This is a genomic window from Kitasatospora sp. NPDC087314, assembly GCF_044744365.1.
In the GTDB taxonomy this organism is placed as follows: Bacteria; Actinomycetota; Actinomycetes; order Streptomycetales; family Streptomycetaceae; genus Kitasatospora.
The window spans coordinates 58,930-79,417 of record NZ_JBIUYE010000017.1; the positions used below are offsets into that span (position 1 = coordinate 58,930).

At 74.0% G+C, this 20,488-nt stretch carries 20 protein-coding genes and 1 pseudogene; 5 read left to right on the forward strand and 16 right to left on the reverse strand.

The features are described 5' to 3' along the window. Window positions 1–68: 68 nt before the first annotated feature. Both ACIO5E_RS32155 and ACIO5E_RS32160 read right to left on the reverse strand, forming a co-directional pair. Window positions 69–596 carry a DinB family protein gene (locus tag ACIO5E_RS32155; RefSeq protein ID WP_400674692.1) on the reverse strand — a complete coding sequence of 176 codons (528 nt, stop codon included), beginning with the start codon at window positions 594–596 and terminating at the stop codon, window positions 69–71. 36 nt (window positions 597–632) lie between these two features. Then, window positions 633–1,949 carry an MATE family efflux transporter gene (locus tag ACIO5E_RS32160; protein ID WP_400674694.1) on the reverse strand — a complete coding sequence of 439 codons (1,317 nt, stop codon included), beginning with the start codon at window positions 1,947–1,949 and terminating at the stop codon, window positions 633–635. Between the two features lie 176 nt (window positions 1,950–2,125). On the opposite strand from ACIO5E_RS32160, the gene ACIO5E_RS32165 reads away from it, so the two are divergent. Together ACIO5E_RS32165 and ACIO5E_RS32170 are read left to right on the forward strand one after the other, a co-directional pair. Then, complete coding sequence (locus ACIO5E_RS32165; RefSeq protein WP_400674696.1) at window positions 2,126–2,653, forward strand: PadR family transcriptional regulator; 528 nt, start codon at window positions 2,126–2,128, stop codon at window positions 2,651–2,653. Between the two features lie 200 nt (window positions 2,654–2,853). Next, on the forward strand, window positions 2,854–3,723 hold the full coding sequence (locus ACIO5E_RS32170) for a class I SAM-dependent methyltransferase (protein WP_400674699.1): 870 nt from the start codon (window positions 2,854–2,856) through the stop codon (window positions 3,721–3,723). A 108-nt stretch (window positions 3,724–3,831) separates the two neighbouring features. On the opposite strand, the gene ACIO5E_RS32175 is transcribed toward ACIO5E_RS32170, so the two are convergent. Then, window positions 3,832–4,989, reverse strand: a complete 1,158-nt coding sequence (locus tag ACIO5E_RS32175) for a serine hydrolase domain-containing protein (RefSeq protein ID WP_400674701.1) — start codon at window positions 4,987–4,989, stop codon at window positions 3,832–3,834. Window positions 4,990–5,398: 409 nt separating this feature from the next. Here ACIO5E_RS32175 and ACIO5E_RS32180 point away from each other — a divergent pair, with 409 nt between their 5' ends. Genes ACIO5E_RS32180 through ACIO5E_RS32190 form a run of 3 tightly spaced genes read left to right on the forward strand, consistent with a single transcriptional unit; the run spans window position 5,399 to window position 7,649 of the window. Continuing rightward, on the forward strand, window positions 5,399–6,283 hold the full coding sequence (locus ACIO5E_RS32180; protein ID WP_400674704.1) for an oxaloacetate decarboxylase: 885 nt from the start codon (window positions 5,399–5,401) through the stop codon (window positions 6,281–6,283). Next, entirely contained in the window at window positions 6,280–6,579 is a 300-nt protein-coding gene (locus ACIO5E_RS32185) for a hypothetical protein (protein ID WP_400674706.1), read from the forward strand. Before ACIO5E_RS32180 ends, ACIO5E_RS32185 begins: the two co-directional genes overlap by 4 nt. Then, window positions 6,576–7,649, forward strand: a complete 1,074-nt coding sequence (locus ACIO5E_RS32190) for a bile acid:sodium symporter family protein (protein WP_400674708.1) — start codon at window positions 6,576–6,578, stop codon at window positions 7,647–7,649. The genes ACIO5E_RS32185 and ACIO5E_RS32190 overlap by 4 nt, the downstream gene beginning before the upstream one ends. A 159-nt stretch (window positions 7,650–7,808) precedes the next feature. Here ACIO5E_RS32190 and ACIO5E_RS32195 read toward each other — a convergent pair whose 3' ends face one another. The 13 genes and pseudogenes from ACIO5E_RS32195 to ACIO5E_RS32255 form a co-directional block, all read right to left on the reverse strand. Then, window positions 7,809–8,651: a hypothetical protein gene (locus tag ACIO5E_RS32195; protein WP_400674710.1), complete on the reverse strand. Its 843-nt coding sequence runs from the start codon at window positions 8,649–8,651 to the stop codon at window positions 7,809–7,811. Beyond that, on the reverse strand, window positions 8,648–10,498 hold the full coding sequence (locus ACIO5E_RS32200) for a GMC family oxidoreductase (protein ID WP_400674712.1): 1,851 nt from the start codon (window positions 10,496–10,498) through the stop codon (window positions 8,648–8,650). Before ACIO5E_RS32200 ends, ACIO5E_RS32195 begins: the two co-directional genes overlap by 4 nt. After that, on the reverse strand, window positions 10,495–10,860 hold the full coding sequence (locus tag ACIO5E_RS32205; protein WP_400674713.1) for a hypothetical protein: 366 nt from the start codon (window positions 10,858–10,860) through the stop codon (window positions 10,495–10,497). The genes ACIO5E_RS32200 and ACIO5E_RS32205 overlap by 4 nt, the downstream gene beginning before the upstream one ends. A 336-nt stretch (window positions 10,861–11,196) precedes the next feature. Further along, window positions 11,197–12,261 carry a TIGR03617 family F420-dependent LLM class oxidoreductase gene (locus ACIO5E_RS32210; RefSeq protein ID WP_400674715.1) on the reverse strand — a complete coding sequence of 355 codons (1,065 nt, stop codon included), beginning with the start codon at window positions 12,259–12,261 and terminating at the stop codon, window positions 11,197–11,199. A gap of 243 nt (window positions 12,262–12,504) precedes the next feature. Further along, complete coding sequence (locus ACIO5E_RS32215; RefSeq protein WP_400674976.1) at window positions 12,505–13,269, reverse strand: NADase-type glycan-binding domain-containing protein; 765 nt, start codon at window positions 13,267–13,269, stop codon at window positions 12,505–12,507. Window positions 13,270–13,809: 540 nt separating this feature from the next. Continuing rightward, window positions 13,810–13,875, reverse strand: a pseudogene (locus ACIO5E_RS32220) (zinc-ribbon domain-containing protein); the annotation flags it as partial. A 3-nt stretch (window positions 13,876–13,878) separates the two neighbouring features. Further along, window positions 13,879–14,442, reverse strand: a complete 564-nt coding sequence (locus ACIO5E_RS32225) for a phage tail protein I (protein WP_400674717.1) — start codon at window positions 14,440–14,442, stop codon at window positions 13,879–13,881. Window positions 14,443–14,596: 154 nt separating this feature from the next. Then, the gene (locus ACIO5E_RS32230; RefSeq protein ID WP_400674718.1) at window positions 14,597–16,561 is read right to left on the reverse strand and encodes a putative baseplate assembly protein; all 1,965 of its coding nucleotides are present in this window, start codon (window positions 16,559–16,561) and stop codon (window positions 14,597–14,599) included. Further along, window positions 16,561–16,998, reverse strand: coding sequence for a GPW/gp25 family protein (locus ACIO5E_RS32235; RefSeq protein WP_280683641.1), 438 nt, complete (start codon window positions 16,996–16,998; stop codon window positions 16,561–16,563). Before ACIO5E_RS32235 ends, ACIO5E_RS32230 begins: the two co-directional genes overlap by 1 nt. 109 nt (window positions 16,999–17,107) lie before the next feature. After that, window positions 17,108–17,419: a PAAR domain-containing protein gene (locus ACIO5E_RS32240; protein ID WP_280683639.1), complete on the reverse strand. Its 312-nt coding sequence runs from the start codon at window positions 17,417–17,419 to the stop codon at window positions 17,108–17,110. Window positions 17,420–17,476: 57 nt separating this feature from the next. Continuing rightward, complete coding sequence (locus ACIO5E_RS32245) at window positions 17,477–19,258, reverse strand: VgrG-related protein (RefSeq protein ID WP_400674720.1); 1,782 nt, start codon at window positions 19,256–19,258, stop codon at window positions 17,477–17,479. Beyond that, entirely contained in the window at window positions 19,255–19,977 is a 723-nt protein-coding gene (locus ACIO5E_RS32250; RefSeq protein ID WP_280683636.1) for a LysM peptidoglycan-binding domain-containing protein, read from the reverse strand. Before ACIO5E_RS32250 ends, ACIO5E_RS32245 begins: the two co-directional genes overlap by 4 nt. A 58-nt stretch (window positions 19,978–20,035) precedes the next feature. Continuing rightward, a complete protein-coding gene (locus tag ACIO5E_RS32255) occupies window positions 20,036–20,461 on the reverse strand; it encodes a phage tail protein (RefSeq protein WP_280683634.1) in 426 nt (141 codons plus the stop codon). Window positions 20,462–20,488 lie beyond the last annotated feature (27 nt).

Sequence of the window (20,488 nt, forward strand, 5' to 3'; positions counted from 1 at the left end):
TTCGTCCATGCCCCCGGTTCTGCCCGGGGCGGGCGCACCCACACGAGTGGGCACTGCCCGCTCCCCCCTCACAGGCCCGTGCGGCCGTCGATGCTCTCCCGGAGCAGGTCCGCGTGACCGTTGTGGCGGGCGTACTCCTCGATCAGGTGGACCAGGATCCAGCGCAGCGAGACGGTCTCCGAGCCGACCCAGTCCGCCGCGCGCCCGGAGAGCCGCCCGGTGTCCTCCAGCGTCGCCCCGGCGGTCAGTTCGCGGCCATGGGCGACCTCCGCCTGCCAGTCGGCCAGCGCCTCGGCCATCCCCCGGTCCGGAGTGAGGGCGTAGCCGCCCTGGCCGTCCTCGCCGTGGAGCGGCGGCGCGTCCTCGCCTGCCAACACCCTTCGGTGCCAGTTGCGTTCGACCTCGGCGAGGTGCTGGACGAGGCCGAGCAGGGTCATCGTCGACGGCGGGACGGCCGCCAGCCGGACCTGCTGGTCGTCGAGCCCGGCGACCTTCTGCGCCAGAGTCGCCCGATGGAAGTCCAACCAGCTCTCCAGCATGGCGCGTTCGTCCGCGTGCGGGGGCGGGGTCGGCCGCCCGTCAGGTGTCGTTCCCATGGCCGCCACTGTGGCACAGTCCGGCGTCCGAGGCGATCACTCGGCCGGTTGCAGGGCCCGCTCGCCCTGGCCCGGCGCGGGCGCGGGCCGGCGGGGCGGATGCCGGGTCAGGAACAGCAGGAGAGTCAGCTGTACGGCTGCGCCCACGGCCGGCCCCGCCCACACCCCGGTCACTCCGAGTGGACCCGACAGGCCTGCCGAGGCGGCGAGTTGGGCGCCCAGGCCGAGCAGTACGGAGAGCACCAGCGGCCGACCGGCGCCCGCGGCCTGGTGCACGCCGCCGAGGGCGACCACCAGCGCGTACGGGAGCAGGTAGAGCGCCGCCATCCGCAGGAAGCCGACGGACTGCCCGGCGACGGCCGGGTCGTGGGTGAACAGCGCGGTCAGCGGGGCGGCGAGCGTCGCGGAGAGCACCGCCGCGACGGCGCCGAGGAGTGCGGCGAGGCGTCCGGTGGCGCGGTGCAGCGAGCGCAGCCCGGCGGCCTCGCCCGCGCCGGTGAGGCGGGCCGCCTCGATCGCGGCAGCCTGGCGGAGCGCGTAGAAGGCCATGGTGACGACCAGCAGCATCCGGTAGCCCACGCCGTACCCGGCCACCGCCGCGACGCCGAAGCCCGCGACCAGGGCGAGTTGGGCCGTACCGACCGCCATCCGGGCGGTGAAGTCCAGACCGAACGGCGCTCCCGCGCGGACGATCCGGCCCGCCGCCGCACCGACTCCCCCGGCGGGCGCGGGCATCCGTGGCCGCAGCCGGAGGGTCACGGCGAGGGCGACCGCCCGCGAGGCGGCCAGCGCCAGCGCGGCGCCGGTCACGCCGAGGCCGGCGCCGAGGACGAGCAGCGGGTCGAGGGCGAGCAGCAGCGCGTTCGACACCAGGGCGATCCGCATCGGGGTGCGGGTGTCGCCCGCACCCTTGAACAGTTCGTCGGCGACGCGCTGGGCGACGAACAGGGTGAACGCCGGGAAGGCGACGGTGAAGTAGTCGGCGGCGAGGGCGGCGGCGTCGCCGCCCAGGAAGGCGCCGGCCAGGCGGTCGCGCAGCAGGAAGCCGGGGACGGCGAGGGCGATGCCACCCGCCGCGCAGAGCCGCCAGGCCGCGCGGGTGGTGCGGGCGGCGTCGTCGCGGTCGCCGGCGCCGAGGGCTCGGGAGAGCCGCACGCTGGTGCCCGAGCCGACCACCAGGACGAGCCCGAGCAGCAGGTTCTCCACGGTGCCGGCCAGGGTGACGGCGGCGACGGCGGCCCCGCCGAGGCCGGCCACCCAGAAGGTGCCGATCACCGAGGCGACGACCCCGGACAGCAGTTCGGCGTAGACCGGCCCGGCCAAGGCGATCAGCCGCGACGGATGCCCGCGCATGTTCCTCCCCCGTTCCGCCGCCACCCGGCGGCCGCTGGACGCGCCTCGTGGGCGGATCCGACCCGGCCCGCATCGAGTCCGCGGTGCCTCGAATAGAGATACATCTTATAGAGGCACCTCGACAAGAGGTAACATGGGCGCGCCATGGGGCGCACTCCGACGAAAGGGCTTCGACCGTGCTGACCCTCGCGATCCTGGGCTTCCTGTTCGACCAGCCGCTGCACGGCTACCAGCTCAAGTCCCGCATCACCGGCCTCACCGGCCACGTCCGGCCGGTCAGCGACGGCGCGCTCTACCCCGCCATCGCCCGGCTGGAGAAGGCCGGACTGCTGCGCCGCCGCGCCGAGCCCGGCAGCGGGGCCGCGCCGCGCCAGACACTGGAGCTCACCGAGGAGGGCCGGGCCGAGCTGCGGCGCCGGCTGGCCGACCCGGAGCAGGCCGAGATCACGGACCAGATCCGGTTCTTCGCCCACGCCGCCTTCCTGCACCACCTCGCCGACCCGCCCCAGCAGGCGGCCGTACTCCGGCGCCGGCTGGCCTTCCTGGACGAGCCGAGCAGCTTCTTCCAGGACGCGGACGGCCACCCGGTCACCGCCGAGCGGGAGCCGAACCCCTTCCGGCGCGGCATGCTGCTGGTCGCCCGCGCCTCCACGGCGGCCGAGCGGGCCTGGCTGACGGAGACCATCGCGGAACTGGACGGCTAGGGTCGGGCCGGCCGGGCCGGCGGGTCCGGCAGGGGCCGCGGACGGATCCGAACGGCCGACCGAGCGCCCGGAATTGGACCGTTCCCCAACGGGTCCCGGCCCGGCCCCGGCATCGCTATGATGATCCGCCTCACGTCCACGGCTTCCCCTCCGCGGCGTGAACCCGCCACCGCGCCCCGCCCGCCCTCCTGGAGGCCGCCGTGCCCACCGCCGAGACCGCCGCCACCCGACCCGCGCCGCTGACCCGGGACGACATCCCCGGCTGGTTCTTCCGGCTCGACCGGGCGGCCTTCGGCCATCTACTGGCCGCCCAGACCACGGCGGGCGTCACCGGCGACATCCTCGAACTAGGCAGCTACCTCGGCCGTAGCGCCGTCCTGCTCGGCGACCACCTCCGGCCCGGCGAACGGCTGACCGTCTGTGACCTGTTCGACTCCGAGGCGGGCGACGCGGACAACGCCGCCGAGATGGCGATGTCCTACCGGAAGACCCTCACCCGGAGCGCCTTCGAGGCCAACTACCTCGCCTTCCACACCACGTTGCCGGAGATCGTGCAGGCGCCCACCTCGGTGCTGGCCGACGGCCGGATCCCGGCCGGCAGCTGCCGGTTCGCCCACATCGACGCCTCCCACCTGTACGAGCACGTCGCCGGGGACATCGCGGTGGCCAGGGCGGCGCTGGCCGAGAACGGCGTCGTCGCGCTGGACGACTACCGCTCCGAGCACACCCCCGGCGTGTCGGCGGCGGTCTGGGAGGCGGTCTTCACCGGCGGCCTGCGACCGGTGCTGCTCACCCCGATGAAGTTCTACGGCACCTGGGGCGACGCCGCGGCCGTCCGGCAGGTCCTGCTGGCGCGCGACTGGCAGGCCGAGGGCTACACGGTGGACGACGACACCATCGCCGGGGGACAGGTGCTGCGGCTCAACTACCAGGTCAAGGCCCCCGTGCAGCAGTCCGCCCCGCGCCGGCTCGCCCTGGACCTGCTCCCGCCGGTCGCCACCCGGGCGACCCGCCGGGTGCTCCGGACGCTGCGCGAGCGCCGCGCCGTCCGCCCGGCGCCGGCCTCCTGACGCCCCGTCGGGCCACGGACGACACGGCGCGGACCACGCGGCCGACGCGGCGACCCTGGTGTTCGGACACCGCTGACCCCGGCGTTGGGATACCGCTGGCTCCGGTGTTCAGACACCGCTCCGGCGACAGAACCTCGCCTGGAGCAGATCGGTGAAGACACCGATGGGGTCGTCCCAACCGCCGTCACTCCAGTCGCCGTTGACGTTGACGGTGACCATCCGCTCGCCATCGCGGGCGCCGTAGGCGTAGGACCACGATCCGAAGAGCGCACCCCCCATGCCCCAGACCGTCTCTCCGCAGGACAGTCTCACCGAGGAGACACCGAGACCGTAGGCGGCGTCGGAAATCCAGTCGCGGGTGGGCACGGTGGTGAACATGTCGCGTTGCTGGTCCGGCGGCAGTATCCGGCCTCCCAGCAGGGCTCCGAAGAACCGGTTGAGGTCCCCGGCGGTGGAGACCATGCCGCCGGCTGCCCAGAACACCGATGAATCGAGCTCGGTCGCGTCGTGGACCGGCGCCCCGGGGCCGGTCTGGAACAGCTTGGTGTAGTGCCGGGAGTGCGGCCCGTGGATCGTCGGGTCGCTGCCGTGCGGCAGGTACGTGCCGGCCAGTCCGAGCGGGCGGGAGATCCGCTCCGCGATCTCCTCGGCGAGCGCGCGGCCGGTGGCCCGTTCGAGGATCACGCCTGCGAGGACGTAGTTGGTGTTGGAGTACGCCCAGTCCGAACCCGGCGCGAAGGCGGGCGGATGGGATGTGGCGATCCGCACCAGCGACTCGGGGGTGTGCGTCTCGTGGCGGTTCAGTGCCTCCACGTCATCGGTGTAGTTGAAGATCCCGCTGGTGTGGTTGAGCAGCATCCTGATGTTCACCCCGGCACCGTCGTGGTGGCCGCGCAGCACGCCGGGCAGCCACCGGTCCACGGTGTCGTCCAGGCTCAGCCGGCCTTCGGCCGCCAGTTGCAGCACGACGGTGGCCACGAACGTCTTGCTGATGCTGCCGATGCGGAACCGGTCCTGCGGTGAGCGCCTGCCGCCGGTCCGGGTGTCGGCGACTCCCGCGGTCCCGAACCACGGCCGGGTGCCGTCGCGGACCTCGACCAGGATGCCGGGGAGGCCGCCCCGGGCCACGGCCAGCTCCAGCACGTGCTGGATCGCCTCGTAGCCCTCGGCGCTCGCGGCCGACGCGGACTCAGGTGCCGTGCCCGCGGCCCCGGCTGGTTCGGCGTCCGGCCGGCCGCCGTCCGCACGAGCGGCGTGCTGGTGCATGCGATTCTCCTCGTCGTGTGTGACCTGACGATGACCGTCCGGCCCACTCCCACTCCACCGCATCGAACCGGCCGTGTCAGCCGTTTCCGGTGGTCACTGATCCCGACCGTCGATCATCTGCCGTACGCGGTCGGACAGTTCGGACCGATCGATGCCGGCCAGGGCGAGGGCGCGGGGCACGGTTCCGACCCGAGCCCGCAGGATCCCGAGGAGCACGCCCCCATCCTGGACTCCACACCATCTACATTTCATATGCCTGTCGTATTTGCAATTCAATCCCTAACTCTAACGGGTGAATCTCCTTTAAAGATTTGCCCACGGAACATTAAAGGGCGCATAGTGATGGCACCTCAGTTTGGTCTAGGGAAAACCAAGATCAGGCAAAGTCACTGCAGGTGAGGAGAAGGCCTTGTTCCACGGATTCACGGCGTCGGGTCACGGGCAGCGGCTCCGCGAGGAGATCGCGAGCCCCGGAACCACGCCCCTGATCGGCGTCTACGACATGTACTCGGCCTCCATCGCGGCCGAGCACTACAACGGCATGTTCGTCTCCGGGTTCGGCTTCGCCGCCTCCTACTACGGCCTGCCCGACATCGGGTTCATCGCCTGGCCGGACATGGTCGGCTTCGTCGAACGGCTGCGTGGTGCCTTCCCCCAGCACCATCTCCTGGTGGACATCGACGACGGCTACGTCGATCCCGAGGTCGCCTGCCACGTCGTGCGCAGGCTCGAACGCATCGGCGCGTCCGGCGTCATCCTGGAGGACCAGAAGCGGCCGCGCCGCTGCGGCCACGCCGACGGCAAGCAGGTCCTCCCGCTGGAGGAGTACCTGGAGAAGCTGAACCTCGTCCTCGCCAACCGGACGGACCTCCTGGTGGTCGCCCGCACCGACGCCACCGAGGAGGAGGACATCCTGCGCCGCGCCCGGGCCCTCGCCGCCACCGACGCCGACGTGGTGCTGGTCGACGGGGTGCGCAGCGAGGACTGGATCCGGCGGATCCGGCGGGTCGTCGGGGACAAGCCGCTGCTGTTCAACCAGATCGCCGGCGGCAAGTCCCCCCGGCTGTCGCTCTCCGAGCTGACCGAGCTGGGGGTGGACGTCGCGATCTACAGCACGCCCTGCCTGTTCGCGGCCCACCGGGCGATGGACGAGGCGCTGGCCGGGCTGAAGGTCGCCGACGGGCGGCTGCCGGCCGGCGCCGGGGAGAGCCGCCAGATCGGCGTGCGGGAGTCCACCGAACTCCTGGAGCGGAACATCGCGCGCTCCCGCCCGCTCGCGGGGATGACGGCATGACGGCGGGGCTGCGCGGCCCCGCCCCGCCCTCGGCGGCCGCCGCCCTGCGGGCCGTCGCGCTGGGGCTGGCCGGGGCGTCCGGCCTGCTCGCGGGCGCTGCGCCGGCGGCGGCGAGCGGCGGGCTGATCACGCTCGTCGACAACTCCAACGCCGATTCCTGGGTGGAGATCGACCGTACGGCCAACGTGCAGAACGGCAGCGGTTCGGCGGGCAGCGACCACGACGGCGCCGGGTCCCTGGTGGGCGGCCTGCTCGGGTCCGGCCCGGACGGGGTGGCGGTCGGGGGTGGCCAATGACCGACGGCACCGACCGCCGGAGCCGGTGGCGCGGGCTGCGGCCGCGCTGGCTCGACCCGTACATGGCGGCGCTCGCCGGGACGGTCGGGCTGGCCGCCCTGTTCCCGGCCACCGGCGGCTCGGCGCGGGTGGCGGCGGTGGCCTGCAACCTCGCGGTGGCGCTGCTGTTCTTCCTCTACGGCGCCCGGCTCTCCGCCCGCCAGACGCTGGCCGGGCTGGGCCACCTGCGGCTGCACGGGCTGGTGCTCGCCGCCACCTTCGGCCTCTTCCCGCTGCTCGGGGTGGCCACCGCGCTGCTCACCCCCGCCCCGCTCACCGGGCAGTTGCAGACCGGGGTGCTGTTCCTCTGCCTGCTCCCGTCCACCGTGCAGTCCTCGGTCGCCCTCACCGGCGCAGCCGGGGGCGACGTCCCGGCGGCGATCTGCGCGGGGACGTACTCCAGCCTGGCCGGGCTGCTGCTGACCCCGTTGTTGGCGGCCTGGCTCCTGGGCGCACACACCGCGCTGTCGGCCGAGGGGCTGCTGCGGATCGCAGCCCAGTTACTCGCACCGTTCCTGCTCGGACAGCTGTTGCGGCCATGGATCGGGGGCTTCCTGAGCCGGCACAAACGGGTGCTGACGCCGATGGACCGGGGCTCGATCCTGCTCGTCGTCTACACCGCGTTCAGCGCGGCGATGGCCCAGGGCATCTGGGGCCTGGCCACCCCGGGCTGCCTGCTCGGCCTGGTCGCGGTGCTGCTCGCCCTGCTGGCCGCAGCGCTCGCGGCCACCTGGCTCGGCGCGCGGCTGCTCGGTCTCGACCGGCCGGCCACCATCGCGGCGGTCCTGTGCGGTTCCCAGAAGAGCCTGGCGAACGGGCTGCCGATGGCCACCGTGCTCTTCGGTCCCCAGGCCGGTCTGCTGGTGCTGCCCTTGATGGCCTATCACCAGCTCCAGCTGGTGGCCGGCACCGTACTCGCCGGCCGCTGGGCCCGGGCACCGGCCGCCACGCCCGCCGGACGGACCCCACCTGCCGGGCGGGTGCCGGCCGCGCTCACGGCGGGGCCGGACGGGCCGCCCGTTCCCGGGTGACCTCGGGCCGGAGACCGAGCGGAGGCACCCGCACCCGCTCGGCCTCCGGCCCGCGCCGCGCCGCCCGGAACGCTTCCGCTCCCACGACGGCCCCTTGGGCAGACGTGGCACCGGCGTTCACCACAAGTGCAGTAGACGGGCGGCGGGCGGCGGGGGGCGTCAGCGGACGTAGTAGGCGCGGTTGTGGGCGGCGACGGGCGGGGACTGGTAGGTCCAGACTCCGGCGGCGGGGGCGTCGGCGATCAGGTGGGCGAGGTCGCGGGCCGACTCCTCGGCGGGGTTGCCGAGGTCGAGGCGGACCCGGTCGGCGGTGCGGTCGTCCAGCGAGTAGTACCGGTAGGGCTGGTAGACGTTGAGCGGGCCGGCGAGCAGCTTGCCCTCGTCGTCGGTGCCGTAGCCGGTGATCGGGGTGTTGTTGACGGATTCGGGCGTGAGGCCGATCAAGTCCACGTCGAGGGAGAGGAGTTGTTCGTCGTGGCGAAGCAGCCCGTCCGGTCCGAGGGTGGCCCGGCGGCAGGAGACGGACCAGCGCTCACGCACGGCGGGCGCGTTGAGCGAGGGCAGGGCGGTCTCGAACCAGCCGGGGTGCTTGGGCTCGGCATAGAGGCGGCGCCCGGCGTCGATGGCGAGGGGGTTGTCGCAGAGCACGTGCAGCCGGGCGATGCCGAGCAGCTTGGTCTGGTCGTAACCCCGGGCGTACTGGCCGTAGTTGAGCACCGGCAGGCGGTCCTCGGCGAACACCGGGTGGGCGACCAGGTTGATCTCCAGTTCCTCGGTGATACCGCCACCGTTCGGGTACTGGGCGAAGTACAGCTGGTAGTTGAGGGACAGGCAGGCACCGCCGTCGAACACGGCGGCGGTCAGGCCTGGGTGACGCTTGCCGAGCAGCTCACGCGCCCGATCCGGCCGGACGAGGTAGTCCACGCCGATGTTGTGCAGCGCGCCGTAGTGGAAGGGCAGGTGGTACGGCTCCGGTACGGGCGGGAGCGGCAGGCCGGTCATGGCGTCTCCGGGAGGGCGGACGGACGGGGGGCGGACGAACAGGGGGCGGGCGGGGGAAGGTCGCCCGGACGGGGAGCGGCGGGGGACGGCAGGCGGGCGCCGACGGACAGCGGGCGGCGCAGGTCCAGCAGGTCCTGGTGGATCCGCTCGGCGCTGCGCAGCGCGAGGGCGGCCATGGTGAGCGAGGGGTTGGAGGTGCCGAGCGAGGGCATCGAACCGCAGCCGACGGCGTACAGGTTGGGGTGGTCCCAGCAACGCTGCCAGTGGTCGACGACGGAGGTGGCGGGTGAGTCGCCCATCAGGTGGGTGCCGCCGGCATGGCCCGCGCCCCGGTAGCCGTACGCGACTCCCTGGTGTTCGAGGCGGCCAGGCCACTGCGGACCGGCCGGGTAGGCGGTGTGGTCCTCGGCGCCGAGCAGCGCGAACAGCTGGTCGGAGACGGCCCGGGCCGAGGCCATGCCCGCGCGGACGTACCCGTCGAGGTCGTAGCGGACGGCCGGGGTGGGGAGGCCGAGCGGATCGCGCCGGTCCGGATCGAGGGTGACCCGGTTGGCCGGGTCGGCGGGCTGTTCCAGTTCGAACTGGAGCGAGAACTGGCGGCCGAGCCGATCGCCCAGGCACGCACGCAGCTGCTTGCCGCGCAGCCCGGCGGCCATCAGCGCGGCGGCCTCGGCCTCCGGTGCTCCGCCGGCCCAGGACCAGCCCCAGTTGCCGATCTCGATCCGGAACGGGGCCCGGCGGGCCCGGGCCGGGCCGAAGCGGAAGGCCTCCAGGCCGCTGGTCGAGCCGGGCCCCCGGTAGGGGCCGACCGGGTCGGTCATGAGCCCCCAGGTGAGCAGGGCCGGGTGGTCCATCAGGTTGCGGCCCACCTGGTCGCTGCGGTTGGCCAGGCCGGACAGGAGCAGCAGCCGGGCGTTCTCGACGGCGTGCGCGGCGAGGACGACCAGGTCCGCGTCCACGCGGTGAACAGCGGCGTCGGCCAGGTACTCCACGCCGGTGGCGCGTCCGGTCACCGGGTCGGCGAGCACCCGGGCTACCACGGCCTCGGTGCGCAGCTCGACGCTGGGCGCCCAGCGGGCCTGGGTGCGCAGCGGCGTGTACTTGGCGCCGGTCGGGCAGACCGGGACGCAGCTGGCGCTGCCCGCGCACGGCGGGCCGAAGGTGTCCCCGGGCCGGGTGGGCAGGCCGTTGCGGGCGTGCGGGGTGCCGGTGACGGCGAGCCGGGCGAGGTCGGGCATGGCGGGGTCGCGGACGGTCCGGCCGTCCAGGGCCTGGGCGAGCTGCCGGTCGAGATAGCTGGCCGGGATGGCCCGCATGGGGTAGGCGTAGCCGTCCGGGATGGGCAGTCCGACGGCGCGGCGCTGCTCCCCCGCGTCGGCGGCGACGCCGAGTTCGTGTTCGGCGTCGCGGTAGTACGGCTCCAGGTCGTGGTAGCCGATCGGCCAGTTGCGGCCGTGGCCGAGGTCGCCGGTGCGGAAGTCCTCGGGGTGCATGCGCGGGGTGAGGCCGGTCCAGAGCAGTCCGGTGCCGCCGTTGGCGCGCAGGTAGCCGCTGGCGTAGGGCAGCGGTCCGTACTGCCGGAGGTGTCCGGTGGCGGTGAAGCCGCCGTCGGGGAGCCCGGTGAGGTCGGTGACGTCGGGTGACGGGGCGTCGGGGCTGTGCGGGTAGGGCGAGGTGGGCGGGCCGCCACCGGCCGCGCGGTAGGCGGCGGCGGTCTCGGGGCCGGTGGGTGCGGTCCGTCCGGCTTCGAGGACGAGGACCCGCCAGCCCTGCGCACCGAGGCGGTGGGCGACCAGCGTTCCGGCGAAGCCCGCGCCGACCACGACGGCGTCCCAGCGGGCGGTCACCGCTCCTCGCCCCCTCGGGGCGCCTCGGCCCAGCTGCCGTGTCCCGGGGCGGCGGAACCGGGCGGGGCGGAGTGGAAGGTCCGCCAGGCCAGGCCCTGGTCGTAGGCGCGGGCGGAGGTCGGCTCCTCGCCCGGCCAGGCGCCGACGTACCAGAGGTGGACCAGGGCGTGGTCGTCGCGGATCCGGTGGGCCAGGGTGGTGCGGTGGTGTTCCTGCGCCATGCCGGTGGCGCGCAGTTCGGGTTCGTCGAAACCGGTCAGTTCGGCGCAGACGCGCAGGAACTCGGCGAAGTCGGCGAGGTCGTCGGACGCCCCGAATTCGGCGAAGCGGTCAAGGGCAGGATGGTCGTCTGGCACGGACAAGCGGGCACCCCCACGGTCGTCGACGGGTGGCCAAGACATGACAGGCATCGGCGCGGACGGAGCGCACGGCTCGTCTCGGCCTGCCATCGCGATCCTGCCGCCCGGCGTCGCCGCCGGGCATCCGATGCCCGAATGTGCTCGGACTTGATCACCCGTCGTCCGATCGACCGCCTTCTGCGCCCACTCGGCGGCCGCTTCCGGTCAGGGCGGGCCGCTCGGATGACGGCCGCGCTCAGGTGACGGGCGCTCGGGCGCCGCCGGTCAACCGATGGCCGGTCAACCAACAGCCGATAAACCGACGGCCGGTCAACCAACAGCCGATAAACCGACGGCCGGTCAACCGACAGCCGGTCGACCGAGGGCACGGACGGCGTCCAGGACGTCGAGGCCCAGCCCCGGGTCCGCGTCCTCGGGCAGGCTGACGGACAGCCGGGTGACCAGGCCCGTGTAGCGGCGGGTGAGCTCGCGGGCGACCTCCTCGACCGGGCCGGACACCGCGAAGGTGTCGAACACCTCGTCGTCGATCAGCGCGGCCATCTCCGCCCAGCGGCCGCGCACCGAGTGGGTGTGCAACTCCTCCTGGAGCCCCTCCCACCCGTGCTGGGCCAGCACCGGACGGTAGGCCGGCGTGGAGGCGTAGAACGCCAGCCGCTCCCGCACCCCGGCCCGGTTGGCCGCCAGTTCCTCCTCGGTCCGACCGGTCGCGGTGAGCACGTTGCCGGTGATCTCGAACGGCCGCGCCGTCCAGGGGGCGCCCTCGGCCTCGGCCTGCGCCCGGGCCTCGGTCAGGCCGGGCAGCACCTGCTCGGCCAGGTAGGCGGTCGACGAGAAGGGGTGGCTGAGGAAGCCGTCGGCCACCGCCCCCGCCGTGCGGGTCATCAGCGGCCCGACGCCGGCCAGCAGGATCCGGGGCACCCCGCCGGGGACGGGGTCGGGCGAGAAGACCGGCGTCATCATCGTGTGGGTGTAGAACTCGCCGCGGAAGCGCAGCCGTTCGCCGGTCTGCCAGCTGTGCCAGATCGCCCGCACCGCGTGGACGTACTCGCGCATCCGCGCGGCCGGGCGGTCCCAGGGCATCCCGAAGCGCTTCTCGATGTGCGGCTTGACCTGCGAGCCCAGCCCGATGACGGCCCGTCCGCCGGAGGCCGCGTGCAGCCCCCAGGCCTGGTAGGCGAGCGTCATCGGGGTGCGGGCGAAGGCCACCGCGATGCCGGTGGCCAGTTCGATCCGCTCGGTCCGGTCGGCGGCGCGGGCCAGCTGGAGGAACGGGTCGTACGCGGTCTCGGAGACCACCAGGCGGTCCATGCCCCGGCGTTCGGCCTGCTCGGCGGCGTCGAGGATCCCCGCCGGGTGCCCGGAGGCGGTGGCGTCGAGACGGAAGACGGCGGGGGGTCGGTGCATGGCGGTGCTCCTGGACGCAGGCTGCGGCGGTACCCGGGTAGCCTCCCACGGCCCTCCCCCGGCTTAGACCGACCGGCACATGGTGGGTGGATGAAGGAGCGGCGTCCGGGCCGAGTCCGGGCGGTGCCGACGAGGGAGTAGCAGCGGAGCTGCGGCGACGGAGGAGAAGCCGTTTAGGCGACAGCCCGGGCGTCGCGACGCCGCCCACCATGTGCCGGTCGGTCTTACGCCGCAGCCTGCCGGTCAGCGTTTGAAGAACTCCACCTCGGCCAGCGCGATGTGGGGTCCGGTTCCGGCTGCGGCACGGACGACGAGTGTCACCTTGACCACGTCGCTGACGCCGGTCAGCACCGTCTGCGGACCCGCCTTGTCGTTCAGGGTCACCTTCTGCTCGTGGACCTTGCCCTCCGAGGTCGTCATCCGCAGGTCCAGGCTGATGGGCCGCGCCTCCTTCTGGAACTCCTGCGGATCGGTGGAGGCGCCGGTGTGGACGATGATGTCCACCAGCCGGAACGGGCGGGCGAAGGAGAAGTCGATCGAGTCCCCGACCTGCGGCGCTCCCCAGTAGGTGTTGGTGAGCCCGTCGACGGCCAGCGCCGCCGGATGGCCCTCGACCGCCGCACTCGCCGAATACCCGGTGGGGGTGATCGCCGACGCGTTGCGGAGCTTGTCCAGCACGTCCTCATAGATGTTCCGGCCCGCCGGGTACAGCAGGACGCCCGCGATCACCAGGGCCGCCACCACGAGGATCGCGATGATCCGGCGCAGGGTGTTTCCGGAGCCGCCGATCCGCACGCGGCGCCGGAACGGCCAGCGGGTGCGCCACCACGGCAGGGCCGCCACGGGTTCCGCGGGGGTCAGCGGCTCCGCGCAGCGCCGGCAGAACTTCCGGCCGGGCCGGTTGGGCGTGCCGCACCGGGGGCAGGGCGGGCCGACCTGGGCCTCGTCGGCCGCGGACGGCCGGACGACCGGGCGTGGCGCGACGGGCTTGGCGGGCTGCACGGCCACCGGGTCCGCCGCGGGCGGTCGGGGCGCGGCGGGCTGCGGTTGAACCGCCACCGGGTCCGCCGCAGGCGGCCGGGTCGGCGCCGGCTCGGGGGCGAGTACCGGCTCGCGGGCGGGTGCCGCCTCACGGGCCGGCGGAGCCGCCGGACCGGCGGCGGGCGGGCTCTGTGGCTCGGCGACGGGCGGACTCGGCGGCTCGGCGGCCGTCGGACCCGACGGCTCGGCGGCGGGCTCGGGCCTGCGGATCAGCCGCGCCGCGCCGCGCCGGCCGGAGGCCCGCCCGGAGCCCGCCACAGGTGCGGCGGGCGGCTCGGCAGACGACGCGGCAGGCGCTTCAGCAGACGACGAGACGGCCGGTGAGGCGGGCGGTGAAACGGACGGTGAGACAGCCGGCGAGGCGGACCGCGCGGCGGCCGACGCGCCCGGCCGCGCCGACGGTTCGTCACGGGCCGCCGTCACGCCTTCGGTGGCCGCCGCAGCTCCGGTGGCCGCCGCCGGGCCGCCGGCGGCGGCCGAGGCCGCCCCCGACCACCCGAGGTAGGCACCGCAGTTGCCGCAGAAGTCGTCCCCGTCCTCGTTGGCGACTCCGCACTCGGGACACGTACGCATCGGTCAGCTCCCCTCCACCCCGGGTGGACCGGGCAAGACCTGCACCCGGCAGGTGAGATGGACCGGGCAGGACGCCCGGACGACGGCCAGTACCTGCTCCTCGTCCACCGCCGGGGTGCGCTCGGGCCAGACCCGCACCAGCAGCTCCCCGGAGGGGGCGGGTGGCAACGCGGCGTCCGGGGTGGTGGACCAGGCCACCCCGCCGCCGTCCACGATCTCCACACCGACGCCGAGGATCAGCCGCAGCCGTTCCCGGAGCCCGCGCCGGGTGCCCCGCCACCGGTGCAACTCCACCGCGCGCTCGACCACGCCGCGGCGCACCTCCTCCGGCCAGGCCGGGTCGGCCTCCACGGCGACCCAGGATGCCAGCCAGCCGAGGAAGTCGACCGGGGCCAGCCGTGCTTGGAAGTAGGCGGGCAGGTTGTCCAGGGTGGCGAAGACCGGGGCGAGGACGGTGTCCAGCCCGGCGGTGAACCGCTGGGCGAAGTCGTCCTCGGCGTAGAGCGCGGGCAGCCACTCGCCGATCGGATGGGGGCTGGGCAGCCCGGGGACGGCGCCTCTGCTCATGCGTCCGCCCCGCCAAGCCCGGCAGCGGCGTCCGCCCGCCCGCACCACTCCACGACGAGCCCGCGCCCCTCGACCACGTGCCCGCGCCACTCCATGCCGAACCCACTCCGCTCCACGACGAACCCGCGCCGCCCGCTCATCGCACCCCGCCCGCTCATCGCACCTCGCCCGGGGGCAGCGTGGCGACCACGACCTGGTGCTGGTGGGAGAACACCAGCGCGTCCGGGGCGACGTCGACCCGCTCGGCGGGCGCACCCCGGCGCCCGGTGATCGGGTCCGCCGGGAAGAGCCGCAGCTCCTCCACCGCCGTGACCCCGGCCACCTGCTGGAGCACCGCGAACATCTCCCCGTACTGCACGGCCCGGCCGAACGGCCAGCCCGAGCCGTCGGCGCCGCCGCCGCGCAGCGGGTTGAGGTACCGGAACAGCGCCGCGAGCGCCGCCTCGCGGACCCGGTCGGCGTCCGGGGAGTTGGTCGCGAGCCGGGCGACCACCGTCACCCCCTGGTAGGCGGGGGGTTGGACGACGAGCCGGGTGCCGACGAGCCGCCGCTCGTCGAGGGCCGCCGCGATGGCGGACAGCATCTGCTCGCCGGGGATCAGCTGCTCGAACCGCAGCCGGTCACCCTCGTCCGCGACCGCGTCGGGGACCACCAGCACGCGCACGGCGCCCGCCTCCCCGGCGACGGCCGGCGCGCAGCGGACCCGGGCTGCGGAGGGCGCGGCCTGCCGCGCGATCAGCTCGAAGTCCTCGGCCGTGACGGCCCGTTCCTGGAGCCGCAGCAGGTGGGGTGCGCGCAGCTTGGCGTTGTCCACGGTCTCGCCGTCGACCCCGCCCCTGGCCGCCTCGCGGTTGTCGACCCGGGCCACGTACGGGACCGAGCTGCGCAGCACCGTGATCGTGCTCCGGGCGACGTTTCCGGCGGTGCCGCCGCCCGTACGGTAACTCGGCACGCGCAGCTGCGCCCCCTTGGGCGGGACGGCGCCGAAGGCACGCAGGCCGCCGTCGGGCTCCCGGACGGCGGGCGGGAAGGCGAACTCGCCGGTGGTCGCGTCGATCACCACGTGCCGGTCGGTCGGTGCCGAGTCGCCGAAGTGCTCGACGGCCGTCCACCGTTCCCAGCCGTCCCCGCCCGAGACCTCGACCACCGGGGCCCCGCCGTCGAGCAGGACGGGCGGCCTGGCGAGCCGGAAGCGCTGGCCCGCGACGCCCTCCGAGGTGCCGAGCGGTGCGTCGGTCACGGTCTGGGCGTGGACGACGGTCGCGGTGCCGCCGATCGTGAACACCTCCGCGCGGCGGATCGTGGGGGACTCCGCGTAGAACGGCTGGCCCGGCTCCGGCTCGGTCACCCGGCAGCGCAGCCAGCCCGCCCGGCGCCCGGCGACCACCGAGGCGACCTGCCCGGCGGGCACGAACACCACGACCTCGCCGGGCCGGTTGAGGCCGCCGGTGGTGTCGGGGCCGGTCTCGCAGGCGATCCACCGCGCGCCGTCCCACACCTCCCACGCCAGTGGGGGCTGCCGCGGGTCGACGCCGACGCCCTCGACCCGGCTGTCCAGCCGGACGACGAGGATGCATCGCGGCACCACGGCCGGCAGCGCGAACATCATGGCGTCCCCGACCTGGGGGCGCGCCTGGAAGCAGGGCACGTCCACGCCGTCGGCCAGTCGGGACGTGGCGTCGCTCTGTTCCCCCGCGGCGGAGACGGTGACCAGCCGGTCGAGGGAGCTGGGGACCACCGGCAGGTCCTCGGCGGTGGAGAACACCACCGCTTCCTCGGTCTCGGTCCGCAGCGTGGACACCTCGGTGCCCGCCCGCAGGAGGACGGTCTCGGGCTGCGGGGCCGACAGCCAGAAGTCGACCTCCGCGGTCGCCGCGGCCGGCGGGAAGAGCCGGACGCCGAGCAGGTCGAGGAAGGCGGAGTAGTTCTTCTCCGGTACCCGGTTCAGCCGGTAGAGCAGCTGGTCCACCATGTACGCGAAGGTCTCGATGAGGGTGACCCCGGGGTCGGACACGTTGTGGTCGGTCCACTCCGGGGCCCGCTGCTGGACGTACCGTTTGGCCTCGTCGACGAGTTGCTGGAAGCGGCGGTCGTCCAGGTTCGGGGAGGGCAGCGCCATCAGTTCTCTCCCCCGTACGAGGCGTCCACGGTCTCCGGGGCGTCCGGCGAGCTCGGGATGGTGTAGAAGGGGAAAACGAGGTTCCGGCGGTCGTTGGTGGACCGCACGGTGTAGTGGATGTCGATGTAGAGCGTGCCGTCGTCGACGGTGTCGAAGGCGACCACGACGTCGTCGACCTCGATGCGGGGCTCCCAGCGCTCCAGCGCGGTGCGCACCTCGCGCGCGATCCGGCCGGCGGTGCTGCCGTCACTCGGCGCGAACACGTACTCGTGGATGCCGCAGCCGAACTCCGGACGCATCGGCCGCTCGCCGGGGGCCGTTCCGAGGATGAGCCGGATGGCTTCCTCGATCTCCCGGTCCCGGTCGACCATGCCGATGCCGCCGGTGGCGTTCACCCGGAGCGGGAAGGCCCAGCCACGGCCGATGAAGCCACTCATGCGCCCACCTCGCTGCGCTCGCCGCACTCGGCGGTCGCTTCGCGGGACACGCCCCTGACGACGGACACGACCCTCTCGATGGACACGCCCCTGTCGATGGTCCGCTCGCTCACGCGACCCCTCCGATCAGCACGTTGAACGCGCCGGTGACGATCTTCGCGCCGCAGGCCGTCTGGTCCCCCACGCGCGCCGCGGGCAGCCCCCCGATCAGGACCAGGCCCCCGGCCGCCGCCTTGGGGCTGGGCATGACGACGTTGGCGGGCCCGAGTTCCACGTGCGGAACGCACACGTGCAGGCTGCCGGTGACGGCGGCCGGGCGGCCGCCGATCAGCACGGTCTCCGCCGCGAGGGCGCCTGGCGGCGGGGTGGTGATGGCACCGCCGTCGCTGGTGGTGTCGCCCATCCGGGCTGCGGGGGGCATCTTCGTTCTCCGATCGGGTGGTTCGAGGGGTCCGGGTGCGGATGCGGTGACGGTGGTTCAGTTGATGCGTACGAGGGCCGCCTTGAGCACCGCGAGCGCGCCGCCGTCCACGGTGACCTCCGTGCGGCCGGTGACGTTCACCGATGCCCCGCGCAGGTTCACCGCTCCGGTACCGGCGTCGAGGGTGATGCCGGAGGAGGAGAGGCGCACCGAACTCGCCGCCGCCGCACCGGCCGCGCCGAAGACGGTCAGGACGATCTCGCCGCGCTGCTCGTCCAGCCTGACCTCCAGCTTCCGGTCCCCGCTGGCCAACCGGACGCCGGACTGGCCGCCCGGCACGTCCAGCAGCTCCAGGCGGTGGCCCGAACGGGAGACCAGCGAGCGGCGGTTGACCTTCCCGCCGGCCGCGTCGACCAGCGGCACCTCGTGCGGCGAGGGTTTGTCGACGCCGTTGTAGAGGCCGCCCAGCACGTACGGGCTGTCCAGGCAGCCCTGCTCGAAGCCGACCAGCACCTCGTCGTTCACCTCCGGGCTGAACACGCCGCCGCCTCCCTGCCCGCCCCACTGGACGGTGCGCACCCAGTCGGAGACGTAGGTGTCGTCCAGCCACGGGAACTTCAGCCGCACCCCGCCGCGCTCGGCGCCGCCCGGCTCCCGGACGTCGGTGACCACCGCGATGGCCAGACCGGGCATCCGCGGCCCGCGCGGGGGCGCGCCGCCCCCGCTGACCAGCCCCGCGAGGGAGCGGTCCGGCGCCGCGCTGACCACCACGGTGGTCCGGTAGCCGCGGTACGGCTCGATCAGGTGGCGCACCGCGGTGGCGGTGTAGCGGCCGGAGAAGGCGGCGCCGACGTTGCCCAGCGCGACCGGAGTGCCCGCCCGCAGACTCGGGTTGCCCTCGGCGACCACCTCCAACTCGCCGAATCCGGCGGCCACCGAGGAGGCGACCGACCCGGCCGCGGCCGTCGTCTCCGCCTGTGTGCGGTACGGGGTGTCGGTGACGGTCATCCGTGCCGGTCCGGCGAAGGCCGCGCCCACCACCGACGGGCTGAGCCCCGGCAGCACCGTCCGGCTGGTCACCGACGGCTCCGTGGCGACCAGGGCGTTCTTGGTGACGACGTTCCAGCCGCGCACCTCGACCGTGTCCGCCCCGCCGCCGCCCGTCAGCACGCCGCGCAGCTCCAGCAGGTTGCGGCCGTACTCCAGCACCATCGGGTTCTGCGGGGCGGGCGTCGAGGGGGCCGGGGCGGAGGAGGCCGGCTCGGGCTTGACGAACTCCAGCAGCCCGTCGTCGTCCACGCGCACCTGCGCACCGCTCTCCTGCGCCAGGTACTGGAGGAACTCCCAGTCCGACACGTTGGCCTGCGACAGCTGCTGGTGGACGACCGGGAACGCGTCGACCCGGCCGCAGCCGAGCCCCGCGCCCGCGGCGACCTGACGGACGATGTCCGCCGTCGACATGTTGCGGAACCCCTTCACCCGGCGCCCGCGCATCAGCCGGTGGGTGACCGCGGACGCCCGGACCACGGTGAACGAACCGGTGGTGTCCACGTCCAGCTCCAGCGCGGTCACCTCGCCGGTGAACAGCCGCACCTGCGCCTGGCCCTGCACCGTCACCACGGAGACCCGCAGCCGGGTGCCGATGGTGACCCCGGTCGCGGAGAGGAAGGTGTGGTCCGCGTCGCGGAACGACAGCACGGCGGTGTCGGGCAGGCCGACGCTCTCCTCGATGTCGCAGGAGACCAGCTGGGTCGCCCAGACCGGCGGCAGCGGCCCGGGCGCCTCGATGATCGGATCCGCGGCGAAGGAGCGGCCGCCGCGTGCCTCGGGAGTGCTCATGGCCGTCCGCCTCGGGTGAGTTCGTCGAGCGCCGGCACGATCAGTTCCGTCCCGGGGACGAGCACCATCGGGTCGTCGATGTCGTTGGCCTCGGCGATGGTGCGCCAGGCCGTCGCGTCGCCGTACTCGCGCCAGGCGAGCAGCGCCAGGCTGTCACCCGCGATCACCCGGTGGGTGCTGCGCGCCTCCATCGAACCGGAGGTCGGGTTCTGGCCCGGCGGGTCGACACTGGCCTCGTCGATGGAGAACGAGCAGGTGGCCCGCAGCGGCTTGCCGTCGACGTCGAAGAGCGAGTAGGTGACCTGGAGATCGCTCATCACCCCGTTGAAGGACGTCGTCTTCGACGTGCCCCAGTCCAGCCGGATCCACGGGCTCGCCGGCTTCTTGCGCGCCAGGCTGGCCGGGGTGGGGACACAGGCCGTCATCAGCTGCTCCACCGCCCGTTCCACGGAGTTGTCGTGCTTGGCCGTCGCATCGAGGAACACCTCCAGGGAGAGCGAGCGGGGCCCGCTGCCGACGAACTCGGGCAGCGCGGACTCGCTGGCCATCCGGGACGGGGTGCGGCGCCACTCCGAGGACTTCCGCAGCACCAGGGTCGACGGGTTGAACTGGAGCGGAAGCCTCGCGATCACCCCGCCGGGTTGGGCGCCGACCGTCGCCGGGGGCTCCATGATGGCCAGTTGGGCCCGGGTGACACTCGCGGGAACCGCTGAGGACATCCCGCACCTCCTTCCGTTGGTCGTCCGAAGCGTGGTCTGGATCGGGTACCGCGCGCCGTCATGACGGACGCAGGCCGGCGTGGGCGATCTCCAGGGACTCCATGGCCGCCTGCGAGTTCATCGGGTCGAAGGACGGGCCCTGCCACCGCACGGGGACGATGCCGAGCACCTGCCAGCTGACGATGCGGCTCAGGTCGGGCCGCAGGGCGACGATCTCGCCGTCCTTGGGCTCGACCCGCCGCACGATCTCGTCCAGCCAGCGCGCGATCTTGGCGGTGTCCGCCGTGACCGCGCGGGTGAGCGTGATGTTCGACCAGGTGATGCGGCCCGGCAGTTGCCAGGAGAAGCCGTTGTTGCCGCCCTCCGCGTACTGGTGGATCTCGACCTCGGCGCCCAGCCCCGAGCACGTCGTGAACTCCCCCAGGTCGTTGCCGCCGATCGTGAGCTTGAAGAACACGCTCGTCGCGAAGATGTTGTCGGTCATTCCTGCCTCCGTCGCCTGCCCGCCCCT

Bases quoted from the DNA above. Each gene is read 5' to 3' on its own strand.
- ACIO5E_RS32185 (WP_400674706.1), top strand. From the start codon at position 6,280: ATGACGGCGGGGCTGCGCGGCCCCGCCCCGCCCTCGGCGGCCGCCGCC.
- ACIO5E_RS32245 (WP_400674720.1), bottom strand. From the start codon at position 19,258: ATGAGCACTCCCGAGGCACGCGGCGGCCGCTCCTTCGCCGCGGATCCG.
- ACIO5E_RS32240 (WP_280683639.1), bottom strand. From the start codon at position 17,419: ATGCCCCCCGCAGCCCGGATGGGCGACACCACCAGCGACGGCGGTGCC.
- ACIO5E_RS32255 (WP_280683634.1), bottom strand. From the start codon at position 20,461: ATGACCGACAACATCTTCGCGACGAGCGTGTTCTTCAAGCTCACGATC.
- ACIO5E_RS32195 (WP_400674710.1), bottom strand. From the start codon at position 8,651: ATGACCGGCCTGCCGCTCCCGCCCGTACCGGAGCCGTACCACCTGCCC.
- ACIO5E_RS32225 (WP_400674717.1), bottom strand. From the start codon at position 14,442: ATGAGCAGAGGCGCCGTCCCCGGGCTGCCCAGCCCCCATCCGATCGGC.
- ACIO5E_RS32190 (WP_400674708.1), top strand. From the start codon at position 6,576: ATGACCGACGGCACCGACCGCCGGAGCCGGTGGCGCGGGCTGCGGCCG.
- ACIO5E_RS32230 (WP_400674718.1), bottom strand. From the start codon at position 16,561: ATGGCGCTGCCCTCCCCGAACCTGGACGACCGCCGCTTCCAGCAACTC.
- ACIO5E_RS32250 (WP_280683636.1), bottom strand. From the start codon at position 19,977: ATGTCCTCAGCGGTTCCCGCGAGTGTCACCCGGGCCCAACTGGCCATC.
- ACIO5E_RS32160 (WP_400674694.1), bottom strand. From the start codon at position 1,949: ATGCGCGGGCATCCGTCGCGGCTGATCGCCTTGGCCGGGCCGGTCTAC.
- ACIO5E_RS32175 (WP_400674701.1), bottom strand. From the start codon at position 4,989: ATGCACCAGCACGCCGCTCGTGCGGACGGCGGCCGGCCGGACGCCGAA.
- ACIO5E_RS32235 (WP_280683641.1), bottom strand. From the start codon at position 16,998: ATGAGTGGCTTCATCGGCCGTGGCTGGGCCTTCCCGCTCCGGGTGAAC.
- ACIO5E_RS32210 (WP_400674715.1), bottom strand. From the start codon at position 12,261: ATGCACCGACCCCCCGCCGTCTTCCGTCTCGACGCCACCGCCTCCGGG.
- ACIO5E_RS32155 (WP_400674692.1), bottom strand. From the start codon at position 596: ATGGGAACGACACCTGACGGGCGGCCGACCCCGCCCCCGCACGCGGAC.